The 15,110-nt window shown below is 73.9% G+C and carries 10 protein-coding genes; 5 read left to right on the forward strand and 5 right to left on the reverse strand.

Features of this window, described 5'->3' with window-relative positions; genetic code table 11:
• The first annotated feature begins 177 nt into the window (after positions 1–177).
• Entirely contained in the window at positions 178–2,256 is a 2,079-nt protein-coding gene (recQ, locus tag ACIRQY_RS01770) for a DNA helicase RecQ (RefSeq protein ID WP_403921618.1), read from the forward strand.
• Between the two features lie 602 nt (positions 2,257–2,858).
• A complete protein-coding gene (locus ACIRQY_RS01775; protein ID WP_403921621.1) occupies positions 2,859–5,423 on the forward strand; it encodes an ATP-dependent Clp protease ATP-binding subunit in 2,565 nt (854 codons plus the stop codon).
• Positions 5,424–5,623: 200 nt separating this feature from the next.
• Here ACIRQY_RS01775 and fdhD read toward each other — a convergent pair whose 3' ends face one another.
• Positions 5,624–6,460: a formate dehydrogenase accessory sulfurtransferase FdhD gene (fdhD, locus tag ACIRQY_RS01780; RefSeq protein WP_403921624.1), complete on the reverse strand. Its 837-nt coding sequence runs from the start codon at positions 6,458–6,460 to the stop codon at positions 5,624–5,626.
• Between the two features lie 397 nt (positions 6,461–6,857).
• On the opposite strand from fdhD, the gene ACIRQY_RS01785 reads away from it, so the two are divergent.
• Positions 6,858–7,841: a Dyp-type peroxidase gene (locus ACIRQY_RS01785; RefSeq protein ID WP_403921627.1), complete on the forward strand. Its 984-nt coding sequence runs from the start codon at positions 6,858–6,860 to the stop codon at positions 7,839–7,841.
• Between the two features lie 6 nt (positions 7,842–7,847).
• Positions 7,848–8,690: a family 1 encapsulin nanocompartment shell protein gene (locus tag ACIRQY_RS01790; RefSeq protein ID WP_403921630.1), complete on the forward strand. Its 843-nt coding sequence runs from the start codon at positions 7,848–7,850 to the stop codon at positions 8,688–8,690.
• Positions 8,691–8,711: 21 nt separating this feature from the next.
• Here the strand turns inward: ACIRQY_RS01790 and ACIRQY_RS01795 are convergent, their stop codons facing one another.
• Positions 8,712–9,176 carry a GreA/GreB family elongation factor gene (locus ACIRQY_RS01795; protein ID WP_403921633.1) on the reverse strand — a complete coding sequence of 155 codons (465 nt, stop codon included), beginning with the start codon at positions 9,174–9,176 and terminating at the stop codon, positions 8,712–8,714.
• Positions 9,177–9,297: 121 nt separating this feature from the next.
• The gene (locus ACIRQY_RS01800) at positions 9,298–10,530 is read right to left on the reverse strand and encodes a serine hydrolase domain-containing protein (protein WP_403921635.1); all 1,233 of its coding nucleotides are present in this window, start codon (positions 10,528–10,530) and stop codon (positions 9,298–9,300) included.
• Between the two features lie 150 nt (positions 10,531–10,680).
• Between ACIRQY_RS01800 and ACIRQY_RS01805 the strand changes: the two genes are divergently transcribed.
• Positions 10,681–11,325: a 1,4-alpha-glucan branching protein gene (locus ACIRQY_RS01805; RefSeq protein ID WP_403921637.1), complete on the forward strand. Its 645-nt coding sequence runs from the start codon at positions 10,681–10,683 to the stop codon at positions 11,323–11,325.
• Here ACIRQY_RS01805 and ACIRQY_RS01810 read toward each other — a convergent pair.
• Together ACIRQY_RS01810 and ACIRQY_RS01815 are read right to left on the reverse strand one after the other, a co-directional pair.
• On the reverse strand, positions 11,295–11,846 hold the full coding sequence (locus ACIRQY_RS01810; protein WP_351790785.1) for a hypothetical protein: 552 nt from the start codon (positions 11,844–11,846) through the stop codon (positions 11,295–11,297). The two genes, ACIRQY_RS01805 and ACIRQY_RS01810, sit on opposite strands and share 31 nt — an antisense overlap.
• A gap of 221 nt (positions 11,847–12,067) precedes the next feature.
• A complete protein-coding gene (locus ACIRQY_RS01815; RefSeq protein ID WP_403921639.1) occupies positions 12,068–14,977 on the reverse strand; it encodes an AAA family ATPase in 2,910 nt (969 codons plus the stop codon).
• Between the last annotated feature and the right edge of the window lie 133 nt (positions 14,978–15,110).

Consider the following 15,110-nt stretch of genomic DNA (forward strand, 5'->3'; position numbering starts at 1 on the left):
TGTCCCGTTCCTGTTCCCCCGGCAGGGGCGTCGCGGTGGCCGGTGCGGTCCGGCCGTACCGCACGGGAAGACGCCGTACGGGCCCCGCACAGTTGCCCGGTACGGTCCACCGGCCGGGTTGTCCACAGGTTCCGTCGGCGCCGCCGGAGTGTCCTCGGCGGCCTATAGGCTGGACGAATGGTCCTCACCGACGAATCCTCCGAGATCTCCGACGCGGCGCGGGTGCTCCAGCGCGTCTTCGGCTACAGCTCCTTCCGAGGGGAGCAGCAGGAGATCATCGAGCAGGTCGTCGACGGCGGCGACGCCCTCGTCCTGATGCCGACCGGCGGCGGAAAGTCCCTCTGCTACCAGATCCCCGCGCTGGTCAGGGACGGCACGGGCGTGGTCGTCTCCCCGCTGATCGCCCTCATGCAGGACCAGGTGGACGCGCTCCGGGCCCTCGGCGTCCGGGCGGGTTTCCTCAACTCGACGCAGGACACGTACGAGCGGCAGGCCGTCGAGCAGGCCTTCCTCGCCGACGAGCTGGACCTGCTCTACCTGGCCCCCGAGCGGCTGCGCACCGAGGGCACCCAGCGGCTCCTCGACCGGGGCAGGGTGTCGCTGTTCGCGATCGACGAGGCCCACTGCGTCGCCCAGTGGGGCCACGACTTCCGGCCCGACTACCTCGCCCTGTCCATGCTGCACGAGCGCTGGCCCAAGGTGCCGAGGATCGCGCTGACGGCGACGGCCACCGAGGCCACCCACCGGGAGATCGCCGCCCGCCTCGGCCTGGAGGAGGCCCGGCACTTCGTCGCCGGGTTCGACCGGCCCAACATCCAGTACCGCATCGTCCCCAAGAACAACCCGCACAAGCAGCTGCTCGAACTGATCAGGACCGAGCACGACGGCGACGCCGGAGTCGTCTACTGCCTGTCCCGCTCCTCGGTGGAGAAGACCGCCGCGCTCCTCGTGGAGAACGGCGTGGCGGCCGTGCCGTACCACGCGGGCATGGACGCCCGGACCCGTGCGGCGAACCAGTCCCGGTTCCTGCGGGAGGACGGCGTCGTCGTGGTCGCGACGATCGCCTTCGGCATGGGCATCGACAAGCCCGACGTGCGGTTCGTCGCCCACCTGGACCTGCCGAAGTCCGTCGAGGGCTACTACCAGGAGACCGGCCGCGCCGGACGCGACGGCGAACCGGCGACCGCCTGGCTGGCGTACGGCCTCCAGGACGTCGTGCAGCAGCGGAAGATGATCGACGGCTCCGAGGGCGACGAACAGCACCGGCGCTCCCTCGCCCAGCACCTCGACGCGATGCTCGCGCTCTGCGAGACCGTCGACTGCCGCCGAGTGCGGCTCCTCGCCTACTTCGGGCAGCAGAGCGGACCCTGCGGCAACTGTGACGCCTGTCTGACTCCCGCCGAGTCCTGGGACGGCACGGTCGCGGCCCAGAAGCTGCTGTCCACGGTGTGGCGGCTCGCCAAGGAGCGGCGCCAGAAGTTCGGCGCGGGCCAGATCATCGACATCCTCCAGGGCAAGCGGACCGCCAAGGTCATCCAGTTCGACCACGACGGGCTCTCGGTGTTCGGCATCGGCGCCGACCTGGGGACCGCCGAATGGCGGGGTGTCGTCCGGCAGCTCCTCGCGCAGGGCCTCCTCGCGGTGGAGGGCGACTACGGCACCCTCGTCCTCACCGACGGCAGCGGCGAGGTCCTCGGCGGGCGCCGCACCGTCACCATGCGGAAGGAGAAGGCCCCGGCCGCCGCCCGCAAGGAGTCCGGCGCGCGCACCGGCAAGGGCGCCCGGGTGCCGGTGGACCTGCCCGCCGAGGCCGCGCCGGTCTTCGAGGCCCTCCGCGCCTGGCGGGCGGCGACCGCCCGCGAGCAGGGCGTACCGGCGTACGTCGTCTTCCACGACGCGACGCTCCGGGAGATCGCGACGCAGCTCCCCGGCACGGTGGCGGAACTGGGCACGGTCGGCGGGGTTGGCGAGGCCAAGCTCGCCAAGTACGCGGAGGGCGTCCTCGGCGCGCTCGCGGAATGCGGGGCGACCGGGGGCGGCGCCCCCGCCGGAACGGAGACGGCCGACGGGAACGGGGCCCCTGCCGGAGCGGCGGCCGTCACCGGCGTCAGGGCCGCCGTGGGGAACGGAGCTGCTCCCTCCGCCGGGACGCCCGCCCGTGCCGAGGCGCTGCCGGCCGACGCTCCGTACGACGAGGAACCGCCCTACGACATGGACGAGACGGAGGAGCCGCCGCCCTGGGACGACTGGCGGTGACGACCGGCCCCGGGCCCCGGGGCCGTCCGGACAGCGGCCGGTCATCGACGAGGTGACCGAGGCGGCGGGGCGGTGGGGCGGTGGGGCGGACCTCCGCGTCGGGGTGCGGCCGGGGCCCGTGCCCGGCCACGGAGGCCGGTCTCCGTCCGGGCCGGGCTCGCGGCTCGGACGGCCCCGCCGCCCCCGGCCGGGCCAGCCGCCCTTGGGCCCGCTTCGTCGGCTCCACCGCCGCCCCACCCCGCCACCACGGTCGGGCCCGCCCCGGCCGGTCCGATACTCCGCCCGGCCCGTCGCAGTGGAGGGGCCCACCCCGCCACCTCCGCCGGACCCGTGGCCTTCGCCCGCAGCCGCAGCCGCAGCCGCAGCCGCAGCCCCACCCCGCCGGGCCCGCCCCGCCACTTCCGTCGGACCCGCAGCCGGGTCCGCCGTCGCCAGGCCCGGCCACCCCACCCCTGGCCATGCGTCCGGGGCCGTACCGGTGGTGCTTCCGAGGGCTCCTGTGGCCCCGTACCGCCGTGGAATCCCTGAGATCCATTCCGGTTGCGGAGCCCGAACGACCAGGTTTGAGTGGGTACGACCCCCTCCGCGTCCCTGGAGCTGACATGTCGATGGCGTTCGGTTCACCCCTCGGTTCGTCCGATCCGTTCAGCGACATGCTGAACCGGTTCTTCGGGATGTCGCCCGCGTCGTCGCCCCCGGCCGTGCAGCGCGTCCCCATCGGACGGCTGCTCACCGAGTCCTCGCACGAACTCCTCAGCCTGGCCACCCGTAAGGCGGAGGAGGACGGCACCTCCGACCTCGACACCGAGCACCTGCTGTGGGCGGCGACGCAGGTCGACCCCTCGCGGCGGCTCCTCTCCCAGGTCGGCGTCGACCCCGAGGCGCTCGCGGCGCAGCTGGACGCGGTGCTGCCCAGGGAGTCCGGCGAACCCTCCTCGGAACCGGGGCTCACCCCGGCCGCGAAGCGCACCCTGGCCGCCGCCTACGGGCGTTCGCAGCAGGCGGGCGTGTCGTACATCGGCCCCGAACACATCCTCGCCGCCCTCCTCGACGACTCCGACTCCGGCGCCACCCGCCTGCTGGGCGCGGACGGCCAGGACGTGGAGAAGCTCCGTGGCCTCACGGACCGGGCGGCCCGTCCCGAGGGCGGGGCCCAGACCGCCCCCAAGCAGCCCGCGACGAGCCTCGACGAGTTCGGCCGGGACCTCACGGAGGAGGCCAGGGCCGGAAAGCTCGACCCGGTCGTCGGCCGGGCCGAGGAGATCGAGCAGACCATCGAGATCCTCTCCCGCCGCTCCAAGAACAACCCCGTCCTCATCGGCGAGCCCGGCGTCGGCAAGACCGCCATCGTGGAGGGTCTCGCCCAGCGGATCGTCGCCGACGAGGTCCCGGCCACCCTCAAGGGCAAACGGGTCGTCTCCCTGGACCTGTCGGGCATGGTGGCGGGCGCGCAGTACCGGGGCCAGTTCGAGGAGCGCCTGAAGAAGGTCATCGAGGACGTCCAGAACGCGGGCGGCGACGTCATCGTCTTCATCGACGAACTCCACACCGTCGTCGGCGCGGGAGCCACCGGCGAGGGCTCGATGGACGCGGGCAACATGCTCAAGCCCGCCCTCGCCCGGGGCGAGCTGCACGTCGTCGGCGCCACCACCATCGACGAGTACCGCAAGCACATCGAGAAGGACGCGGCCCTGGAGCGCCGCTTCCAGCCCGTGCTCATCCCGGAGCCCACGGTCGAGGAGACCGTACAGATCCTCGAAGGACTGCGCGACGCGTACGAGGCCCACCACCAGGTCCGGTTCGCCGACGGCGCCCTGACGGCGGCGGCCGAACTCTCCGACCGGTACATCAGCGACCGCTTCCTGCCCGACAAGGCCATCGACCTGATGGACCAGGCGGGCGCCCGCGTACGGCTGCGCGGCGCGGCCCGCTCCACCGAGGTCGTCAGCCGGGAGGACCGGCTCGCCAAGCTGCGGCGCGAGAAGGACCAGGCCGTGGCCGCCGAGCAGTTCGACAAGGCGGCCGACCTGAAGCGGGAGGTCGCCGACGTCGAGGGCGAACTCGCCGGGATCGAGGAGCGCCGTGAGGGCGTCGTCTCCGTCACCGCCTCCGACATCGCCGACATCGTGTCCCGGCGGACCGGCATCCCCGTCTCCCAGCTCACCGCCAGCGAGAAGGAGAAGCTCCTCAGGCTGGAGGAGGAGATGCACGCCCGGATCGTCGGCCAGGACGAGGCCGTCACCGCCGTCTCCGAGGCGGTGCGCCGCAGCCGCGCGGGCATGGGCGACCCGAACCGTCCCGTCGGCTCCTTCCTCTTCCTCGGCCCGACCGGCGTCGGCAAGACCGAACTCGCCAAGACCCTCGCCGACCTCCTCTTCGGCGACGAGGACCGGATGATCCGGTTCGACATGAGCGAGTTCCAGGAGAAGCACACGGTCGCCCGGCTCGTCGGGGCACCCCCCGGATACGTCGGTTACGAGGAGGCCGGACAGCTCACCGAGAAGGTGCGCCGCAACCCGTACAGCGTCGTCCTGTTCGACGAGGTGGAGAAGGCGCACCCCGACGTCTTCAACACCCTGCTCCAGATCCTCGACGACGGGCGCCTCACCGACGGGCAGGGCCGCACGGTCGACTTCCGGCACTGCGTCGTCATCATGACGTCCAACATCGGCGCGCACCGCATCCTCGCGCACGAGGGCGACGCCGCCGAGCTGAAGGACGAGCTGATGGAGGATCTGCGGGGCCGGTTCCTGCCCGAGTTCCTCAACCGCATCGACGACATCATCGTCTTCCACAGCCTCACCGAGGACGACCTGTCGGAGATCGTCGACCACCTCCTCGACCGCAGCAAGCACCGGGTGCGGGCACAGGGCATGACCCTGGAGGTCACCGACGCGGCGAAGAAGCTCCTGGTCGCCCACGGCCACCAGCCGGAGTTCGGCGCGCGTCCGCTGCGCCGCACGATCCAGACCGAGCTGGACAACCGGATCGCCTCGCTGCTCCTCGGCGGCGAGGCCGACCCCGGGGACACGATCGTCGCCGACGTGATCGACGACTCGCTGCACTGCACCGTCCGGGCGCCCGCGCCGACGGACGACGGCGGAAGCACGGACGCGGAAGCGGACTCGGGCGCGGCACCCGCGGAGAGCGGCACGGCAGCCGCCTGACCCGGTCCACCCGCCCCGGGGCCCGGCCGACACCGGCAGGGCCCCGGGGCGGACGTGCTCCTGGGGAGCGTACGGGGGACGTATCCCGCATGTCCCCAGAGCCGTAGGGGACACCCGCAAGGGTCCGAGGGTGTACGGGGTTCCCCGCGAGGCCCCCGGGGCCCTACGGGCCATCCCCCACGCGCCCCCTGGTCCGGGTCTCAGGCCGTCGGGACCGGGTGGATCCGTTCGTCACCCGTGTACACGTTCATCGACGTGCCGCGCAGGAAGCCCACCAGGGTGAGCCCGCTCTCGGCGGCGAGGTCCACGGCCAGCGACGACGGCGCCGACACCGCCGCGAGCAGCGGGATCCCGGCCATCACCGCCTTCTGCACCAGCTCGAACGAGGCCCGGCCGCTGACCATCAGGACCGATCCGCGCAACGGCAGCAGACCCTCGCGCAGGGCGTGCCCGACGACCTTGTCCACGGCGTTGTGCCGGCCGACGTCCTCCCGCAGGCACAGCAGTTCGCCCCCGGCGTCGAAGAGCCCGGCCGCGTGCAGCCCCCCGGTCGCGTCGAAGACCCGCTGGGCCGCCCGCAGCCGGTCCGGGAGGGCCGCCAGGACCTCCGTACCGATCCGCAGCGGGTCCTCGGCGACCGACCAGGCGGCCGTGGTGCGGACCGCGTCGAGACTGGCCTTGCCGCACAGACCGCACGAGGACGTCGTGTAGAAATTGCGCTCCAGGGAGGCGTCGGGGGCGGCGACCCCGGGGGCCAGCACGACGTCGACCACGTTGTACGTGTTGCCGCCGTCGGCGGTGGCACCCGCGCAGTAGCGGATCCCTGCCACGTCGGCGGCGGCGTGCACCACGCCCTCGCTCACCAGGAACCCGACGGCGAGGTCGAAGTCGTCCCCCGGGGTGCGCATCGTCACGGTCAGCGGGCGCCCGCCGACACGGATCTCCATCGGCTCCTCGGCGGCCAGGGTGTCCGGACGGTAGGAGGCGTTCCCCTCCCGTACGCGCAGGACCCGCCGTCGTACGGTCACTCGGCCCATGGTCCGCTCCTCTCCTCGGAGCACTGCCCCGGGCGTGATGACGGGCGTACCGCTCCCGGCTGCCCCGTACGACTCTGCCACGGCCACCCCGTACGGGTTCCCCACGGGGTGCCCGGGGCTCCCGCCCCGGCCGTGTGGCCGCGCGATGCCGGGAGTCACCGCGGAATGCCGGGCGTCACCGTGAAGTGCCGGGCGTCAGGGCCCTCCGGTCGCGGCTCCGGACAAGGGCAGGGCTGCCACCCGGCCGATCCCGTGCTGCGTGCCCGAAGTCCCGCGCCTACGCTGACGCTGTCCTGTTCTTCCCTTTTGTCGGTACTTGCGTGTGTGGGCTCCGTCGGCACGCGCGCGTGTGCGGGCCATCGGGAGTCTCGCTGATCACCGTCCGGCCGGGAGCGCCATGGTCGTCGTCCAGCCCGTCGTCACGCCGCCCACCCGCGCAGCCGTGTTCCTGGTGGCCACCGTCAACCCCGGTGGTGAGGCCACGGTCAGGGACGCGCTCCAGGACCTCTCGGGCCTGACCCGCTCCGTCTCGTTCCGGCTGCGCGACGCCGGTCTCACCTGTGTCGCCGGGATCGGCTCCGACGCCTGGGACCGGCTCGTCGGCGGCCCGCGCCCCCGCGAGCTGCACCCCTTCCCGGCCCTGAACGGCCCCCGGCACCGCGCCCCCGCCACCCCCGGTGACCTGCTGTTCCACCTGCGGGCCCGGCGCCCCGACCTCTGCTTCGAGCTGGCCCGGCTGATCGTCGACCGGCTCGGCGGCGCCGTCGGCGTCGTGGACGAGGTGCACGGCTTCACGTACTTCGACGAACGCGACCTCCTCGGCTTCGTCGACGGCAGCGAGAACCCCATGGGCGCCACCGCGACCGGAGCCGTCCACATCGGCGACGAGGACCCCGGCTTCCGGGGCGGCAGCTATGTCGTCGTGCAGAAGTACCTGCACGACATCGCCGCCTGGGACGCGCTCACCGTCGAACAGCAGGAACGGGCCATCGGCCGGAGCAAGGCCGCGAACGTGGAGATGCCCGACGACGTCAAACCGCCGGACTCGCACGTCGCGCTGAACACGATCGTCGACGAGGACGGCGTCTCCCGGCAGATCCTCCGAGCGAACATGCCGTTCGGGCAGGTCGGACGGGGCGAGTTCGGCACGTACTTCATCGGGTACGCGAGAACCCCCTCCGTCACGGAGCAGATGCTGCGGAACATGTTCCTGGGGAACCCGCCGGGCACCACCGACCGCATCCTCGACTTCTCCCGGGCCGTCACCGGCAACCTGTTCTTCGTGCCGAGCGCCGACCTCCTCGACGACCTGCCCACCGCGCCGCCGGACGCCGCCCGCCCGGGGGACACCCTCGGCATCGGCGGCCTGAAAGGAGCCTGAGCCCCCATGACGACCCCCGAGGCCACCAGCCAGGTCCACCACGGACCCGCCACGACCAACCTGCACCGCGAACTCGCGCCGATCACGGCGGAGGCGTGGGCCGAGATCGAGGAGGAGGCCCGCCGCACCTTCCGGCGCCATGTGGCGGGGCGCCGGGTCGTCGACGTGCCCGACCCGGCCGGACCCGGCCTCGCCGCCGTCGGCACCGGACACCTCACCGACATGAGCCCGCCCGCCCCCGGTGTCACGGCCCGGCTCCGCGAGTCGAAACCCCTGGTCGAACTCAGAGTGCCGTTCACCGTCGCCCGGTCCGCCGTGGACGACGTCGAGCGCGGCTCCAAGGACTCCGACTGGCAGCCCGTCAAGGACGCGGCCCGCGCGATGGCGTTCGTCGAGGACCGGACGATCTTCGACGGGTACGGGGCGGCGGGCGTCGAAGGGCTGCGCACCCGGTCCTCCAACCCGGTCGTGCGGCTGCCCGCCGAACCGCGCGACTACCCCGACGCGGTGAGCCGGGCGCTGACCGCCCTGCGCCTCGCCGGCGTCGACGGACCGTACGCCCTGCTCCTCGGCCCCGACGAGTACCGGGCGGTCAGCGAGACCTCCGACCACGGCTACCCGATCGCCGCGCACCTCACCCGGATGCTGGACGGCTCCCCGATCTGGGCCCCGGCGCTCAGCGGCGGCTTCGTCCTGTCCACCCGGGGCGGCGACTTCGAACTGCGCCTCGGACAGGACCTGGCGATCGGCTACACCGGGCACGACGCGGACAGCGTCCAGCTGTACTTCCAGGAGACGCTGACCTTCCTGGCGTACACCGACGAGGCCGTGGTCGTCCTCGAACCCTGAGCGGGGGCGTCCGCCGTCCGGTCAGCCGCCCAGGGACAGGACGACCGCGGTCGCCGGGCCCTCGGGCGTCAGGTACGAGACGGTGTCACCGGCCCGGTGGCCGAGCAGGGCGCCGCCGAGCGGGCTGTCGACGGTGACGACGGTTCCGTCGAGGACGACGGCGTCCTCGCCGATGCGGACCGTGGTGCGGGTGCCGTCCTCGAACCGCACGGTCACGGTGGTGCCGACGCCGACCGCGTCGGTACGGGGCGCCCCGGCCGTCGCGGCCTCGGCGAGGCGCCCGTGGATCTCGTCGATGCGCAGGTCCAGCCGGTTCAGCTCCGTGACGCGTTCGAGTTCGTCGGCCTGGTCGGCGTGGTCGCCCGGCTGGTCGCCGCCGTCCCGCAGGGTGACGGCGACGGCCTCGCGCTCGGTGCGCAGGTCGGCGAGTTCCCGCTCCAGGCCCTTGCGGGCGTGGGCGCTGATGGGCTCGGGTCCACCGGTCATTCGTGCTCCCGTGGTGCGGTGCGGCGGCACGGCTCTCGTACCGCGAGCAACATACGGAACGAAGGGGCGTTTCGGACATCATTCGGGGCGTCGGCCCCGGCCCGGCGCGTCGGAGGGGACGTCAGCCCGTGCCCGGCGACGCCGGAACGGGAATGTCGTAGACGTGCCCCGGAGTCACGATCTTGGTGATCGCCTGGCCGAAGAGGGTGCCGGGTGCGCTGCCCTCGTGCGTGACGTCGGTGTTGAGCAGGACGACCAGGGTCGCCCGGGACTCCGGCAGGTAGATGGTCAGCGACTGGTACCCCGGCAGGGAGCCGTTGTGCCCGATCCACCCCTGGATGTCGAAGATGCCGAGCCCGTATCCCGCGCCGGCCACCCCGGTCGGATACGTGTGCAGCCGCTCCGCCTGGGTCGCGGGGCTGAGGAGCGTCCCGGTGGCGACCACCCTCGCCCAGGTCCGCAGGTCCTGGAGGTCGGAGATCATCGCTCCGGCCGCCCAGCCCCAGGACGGGTTCCAGTCGGTGGCGTCCTCCAGTTTGCCGGACGCGGTCTGGTTCGTGTACCCGTGCGCGTGCGGGCTGGGGAAGGCGGCGTCCATCGGGAAGACCGTGTGCCGCAGACCCGCCGGATCCAGGACGTTCTTCTGGATGAACTCGTTCAGCGGCATCCCGCCGGCCTTCTCCACGACGAGACCCAGCAGGATCAGGTTGGTGTTGCAGTAGTCGAACTCGGCGCCCGGCTGGAACTTCACCGGGTGCTTGAACGAGTAGTCCAGCAACTCCTGCGGGGTGAAAGGCCGGTCGGGGTCGGTGGTGAACGCCTTGTAGAAGCCGTCGTCCGCCGAGTAGTTGAACAGCCCGCTGCGCATCGACGCGAGGTTCCGCAGGGTGATCCGGTCGCCGTTCGGCACCCCGTCCACGTACCGCGAGATCGTGTCGTCGAGCTTGACCTTGCCCTGGTCGACGAGTTCGAGCAGGGCGGTGACCGTGAACGTCTTGGTCTCGCTGCCGATCCGCATGTACAGACCCGGGTCCATCGGCTGCCGGGTCTCCTTGTCGGCCACGCCGAAGGAACGGATGTACGTGCCCTTGCCGGGCGCGGACAGGCCGACCGTCACACCGGGCACGCCCGTCTGCTTCATCACGTCCTGGACGGCCCGGTCGAGTTGCTGGGCGACCGCCGGGGTCAGTTGCGGGAAGTCGTCGCTCGCCGCCGGGGACGAACTCGTCAGGACCGTTCCCGGGGTGGGCGGTTCGGCGGCGAAGGCGGCGCCCGCGCCGACCGGCGCGGCGAAGATTCCGAGAGCCGCGATGCCCGCGCAGACGCGTCTGCGGCATGTGCGTGAGTACCTCACGGCGGGCCCTCCTGCCGGCCGGGGACAACTCCACCTCCCAGGCTAGGACGGGGCGGCCCGGCGCGCGCGGCGACCCCCGGACCGGTCTGCTACGTTGCGCGGGCCCCGCACCCGGGAAGCCCGGGGCGACGAGCGAGGAGAAGAGACACGATGGCCGTCATCCACGAGACCACCATGCGGCCCACCAAGCTGGAACTGCTCGCCGCGTGGCTCCCCGGCCAGAAGTGGTTCACGGGCACGGAGGCGAGCCCCGCGAAGGCCGGGGGCTTCCGCCTCGACGACCCGGCGGGCGAGGTCGGCATCGAGTTCATGGCCGTGACCGACCGTGACGGAGCCGCGTACCTCGTCCCCCTCACCTACCGATCGGCTCCCCTCCCGGGCGCCGGGCACGCGCTCGTGGGGACCTCCGAGCACGGCGTCCTGGGCACCCGCTGGATCTACGACGGCGCCCACGACCCGGTGTTCGTCGCCCAGTCGTACGCGCTCCTCACCGGCCGGACACACGCCCAGGACCAGAACCTCAGCGACGCCGTCGACCCCACCGTCACCGTGACGCCCGCCGCGTCGGCGGGCCCTTCCGACGCGGAACCGACCGGAGTCGTGGACGGCCCCGGCCACACCGACGTGGCGGTACGTGCCGGGGGCGCCGCCCCGACCCTGCGCCTGAGCCGCCGACTGAGCCCCGGCCCGGAGGCGGCCCCCACCGGCGGGGGCCGGGTGGAGGCCGAGTGGCGCCTCCCCGACGGCACCCGGGCCCGGGGCACCTACGCGCTGCTCCTCCCCGACGGGTCCTGAACCGGAACCGTGCCGTGCTCCCGGAGGAAGGCGCCCGCGTAGGCGGCGGCCTCCTCCTTGGTCGCGGACGGTGTCCCGGGGTCGGCGGCGCCGCGGGTGCCGTCGGCTCCCAGACCCGTCCACCGCCATTGCCCCGAGGGCTGATCATCAGTCAGTTCCGCACGACCGCCGAAGAGTTCGAGGACGACCGGAGCGACCGGCCCGCGTCCGACCGCGTCAGGCCACTTCTTGCGCGCGCCCTGCCGGGTGATGCCCCACGCGGCGCCGAGCCGCTCGTAACTCGCCCCGTAGGCCCCGGCGGTGCCCGCGGCCGTCGCGGTGAGATGCCCGACCCGGGTGTCCACCACCTTCCAGGTGGCGAGCACGGACAGGGCCACCTCGACCGGGTCCTCGCTCCACATGCGCTCCTCGGGCAGGCCCGTGGCGCGTGCGCGCAGGGCCGAGGCGAGGGGGGTGAGGGCGTCGAGGAGGGCCTTGTCGAGCGCGGAGCGCTCTTCGGGAGTGATCTCAGGTATCGCCATATGGAAACTTTAGTTTACGTGCGGCGGTTCCGACAACTGTGGTTGTCGTTGAGGTGTGAGGGTGTCCTGGCAGGGCGCGGAAGGAGGCTCCTGCGCGTGCGCCTCCGGGCTCCGTCGGCGTGTCCCGGGCGTGCGCCCGCAGAGGGAGGCCCCCCTGGCCCCGGTGCCTACTCGGGGCGGGCCGGTTGTCGGGGAGATGCCCCGCCCCCGTACCCGCCCGTTCACGGCCGCAGGGCCGTCGCCAACTGCGCCCGTGACCGGACGTCGAGCTTCTGGTAGATCCGGGTCAGCCGCGCCTCCACCGTCTTCACGCTCAGATACAGCTTCGCCGCCGCCTCCTGGTTGCTGGCGCCCTGCCCGACGAGCCGGGCCAGCCGCAGCTCCGCCTCCGTGAGCGCGGAGAGACCGGGCAGTGCCTCCTCGCTCCCGGAGCCGGGCCCGGGGCCCTCGACGGTGCCACCCGCCGGGGTCTCGGTGGCGAGGGCCAGCCACGGCGCCGCCCCCGCCCGTTCGAACACGGTCGCCGCCTCGTACAGAGCGCCCTGCGCCGCCGACCTGCGCCGTCTGCGCCGCTCCACCCGGGCCAGCGCGATCAGGGCCCGCCCCCGCTCCAGGGGCAGCCCGGCGCGCCCGAACCGCTCGGCCGTCCTGGTCAGCAACTGCGCCGCCTCGTCCGTCCGCCCCTCCGCGGCCAGCCACAGCCCGTGGACCCGGTCGCAGCCGAGCAGCACCGTGTTCCGGCCGAGCCGGGCGGCCACCGGCCGTACCTCTTCCAGGAGGGTCCGGGCCTCGTCGCCCGCGTCGGTGGCGAGCAGCGCCTCGGCCAACTCCTCGTGCCAGCGCAGCATCGAGGGGTCCACGGTCGACTGGGCGCGCTCGTCGGCCTGGACGCGCCGCAGGGTCTCCAGGGCGGCGGCGACGTCCCCGTTGACGAGCTGGACCCGGCCCAGCGCGTACCGGCTGCGGGAGAGGAAGATCCGGTCACCCTCCTCCTCCGACGCCTGGACACTGCGCCGGGCGTAGCTCGCCGCCCGTGCGAAGCTGCCGCCCGCGGTCTCCGCGAGAGCGAGGGCGTACCAGGCGGGGCCGGGGGAGAGGCCCGCCTCCAGGGTGAGGGCGAGGGACTGTCCGGCGTGCGCGAGGGCGCTGGGGCAGCGGCCGATCCGCGACTCGATCTCGGCGAGGGTGCGGAAGAGCTCGATGGCGTCCTCGACGGAGCCTCGCCGCCGCACCAGCGGGAGGAGCGCGCCGAGTTCGTCGCGGGCGTCGGACAGCCGGTCGTCGAAAAGAGCATGACGGATCGTCAGGATCTGGGCGGCGTTGCGGATGCCGAGGGGGCGTTCGGCCAGCTCCAGGGCACGGGCCTGGGCCAGGACGGCCTCGGTGTCGGGCGAACCCAGGGCCCGCTCCATCCGCGCCTGGACGGTCAGGGCCTGGGCCGCGAGGCGCGGGTCGCCGGTGGAGGCGGCGAGCGCGGCCGATTCGAGGGCGGCGGTCCTGGAGCGCTCCGGGTCGCCGTCGGCCAGCACGTACTTGATGGCGAGCCGAAGTTGGACGGCGGCCCGCAGCGCGGTGTCCTCCTCGGAGTCCTCCATGGCGTGCACGTACATCTCGTCGAGTCCGGTGAGGCCCTGCCCCGCCGTGTCGAGCACGGCGAGCCGCGCCCTGACCCGGTCGGCGGGTCCGGCGTCGCGGGCGAGCAGATCGGTGGCGGCCCGCATCGCCAGGTCGGCGCGGGCCGCACGGGCGGCCTCCTCGGCGGCGTCCACGAGCCGGGCGATCCGCCGGGTGCCGTGCCGTCCGGGGGTGGACTCGGCTGCCAGCAGGGCGAGTTCCGCGGCGAGCGCGCTGTTGCCCCGGCGGCGGGCGAGGTCGGCGGCGGCGGCGACCTCGGCGGCCAGGTCCTCGTCGGGACGATCGGTGGCGAGGGCCCGGTGCCGTACCGCCTCGACGGGATCGTCGACGACCTCCGCGAGGGCCGCGTGTCCGGCGCTCCGCTCGGCCCAGCAGGCGTCGTGCACGAGGGTGGAGGGCAGCAGCCCCGCGGTGAAGGAGAGGGAACCGTCCTCGGCGAGCGACACCAGGCCCGCGCGCTCGGCCGCCGCGAGGTCCGCCTCGGCGTTGGACCGCCCCGCACGCCGTACCAGGGCCGCCGACGGGCGCAGCGCGAGGGCGGCGAGCAGCAGGGTCGCGCGGACGGCGGGGGGCGCGGCGCCGAGGAGCTGGCGGGCGAGGTCGCGGGCCCGGCCGGAGAGCGTGAGGGCCTCGGCGTGGTGCACGGGGGTCCGGGCGTCGGCGAGCGAACGGCCCACGGCGAGCGCGAGCCGGGGATTGCCGCCGCTGGCGCGGTGGATGCGCCCGGCCATCCGGGAGGGCAGCCGGTGGTGGATGAGGAGTTCGGCGATCTCGTCGGCGTGCAGCGGTGGCACGAGCAGGACGTCCGCCTCGGACGGCACCCAGAGCCGGGTGGCGTACGGGTCCTCGGTCCGATGGGGTTCGCGGTAGGGCCCGCCCGCCTCCGCGTACGGCTCCGGGGTCTCGACGGCCACCACCCGCAGGCTCGTCGGCGCCAGGTGGAGGGCGGAGCGGAGCAGGTCGGCGCTGTCGGCGTCCATGTGCTGCGCCCCGTCGACGACGAGGAGGACGGGGCCCCGGCGGGTGAGGGCGCGCAGGATCTGGGCGATGCCGAGCCGCAGCGCGATCGGGTCCCAGCCGCCCGCCGCGAGGGGCGCCTCGCGGCAGAGCATGGCGACGGCGGTGCGTTGGGGGCCGGGGAGTCCGGCGAGGACCCCGGGGGTCCCGGGCGGGTGGGCGCCGGGGTCGGGGCCGGAGTCGGGGCGGACCGTGGTGGCCGCGACGGAGGCGACGAGCGCGGCGGCCGAAGCCCCGGGTATCTCGCGGTCGGAGGGCAGGGTCGCCAGCCAGATGACGGTCTCGCCGCGGGCCTCGGCGCGGGTGGCGGCGGCGAACGCGACCTCGGTCTTGCCGACTCCGGCGGGACCGGTCAGCAGGGCGCGGCCCCGGGCGGCGAGGGCGCGTTCGAGCCGGGCGAGGAGTTCCTCGCGGCCGACGGGCGCCGGTCCCGGGGCCGTACCCGTGGGGCGGGGGACGAGGTACGGAGCTGTCGCCACTGGTCATCCCCTCCGCCCCCGGGGGGCCCGGCCCGTGGGCCCCGTGGGCTGAGAATACGGAGCCCACCGGCGGAGTCCAGGCCCCTTGTCCGGCATACGGACAGGGCGCCCCGGCCGTCCGGTGGGCGCGGAC

The sequence above is a fragment of the Streptomyces sp. NPDC101490 genome (assembly GCF_044767145.1).
Classification (GTDB): Bacteria; Actinomycetota; Actinomycetes; order Streptomycetales; family Streptomycetaceae; genus Streptomyces.

Bases quoted from the DNA above. Each gene is read 5' to 3' on its own strand.
- recQ (WP_403921618.1), top strand. From the start codon at position 178: ATGGTCCTCACCGACGAATCCTCCGAGATCTCCGACGCGGCGCGGGTG.
- ACIRQY_RS01785 (WP_403921627.1), top strand. From the start codon at position 6,858: ATGGTCGTCGTCCAGCCCGTCGTCACGCCGCCCACCCGCGCAGCCGTG.
- ACIRQY_RS01805 (WP_403921637.1), top strand. From the start codon at position 10,681: ATGGCCGTCATCCACGAGACCACCATGCGGCCCACCAAGCTGGAACTG.
- ACIRQY_RS01810 (WP_351790785.1), bottom strand. From the start codon at position 11,846: ATGGCGATACCTGAGATCACTCCCGAAGAGCGCTCCGCGCTCGACAAG.
- fdhD (WP_403921624.1), bottom strand. From the start codon at position 6,460: ATGGGCCGAGTGACCGTACGACGGCGGGTCCTGCGCGTACGGGAGGGG.
- ACIRQY_RS01775 (WP_403921621.1), top strand. From the start codon at position 2,859: ATGTCGATGGCGTTCGGTTCACCCCTCGGTTCGTCCGATCCGTTCAGC.
- ACIRQY_RS01795 (WP_403921633.1), bottom strand. From the start codon at position 9,176: ATGACCGGTGGACCCGAGCCCATCAGCGCCCACGCCCGCAAGGGCCTG.
- ACIRQY_RS01790 (WP_403921630.1), top strand. From the start codon at position 7,848: ATGACGACCCCCGAGGCCACCAGCCAGGTCCACCACGGACCCGCCACG.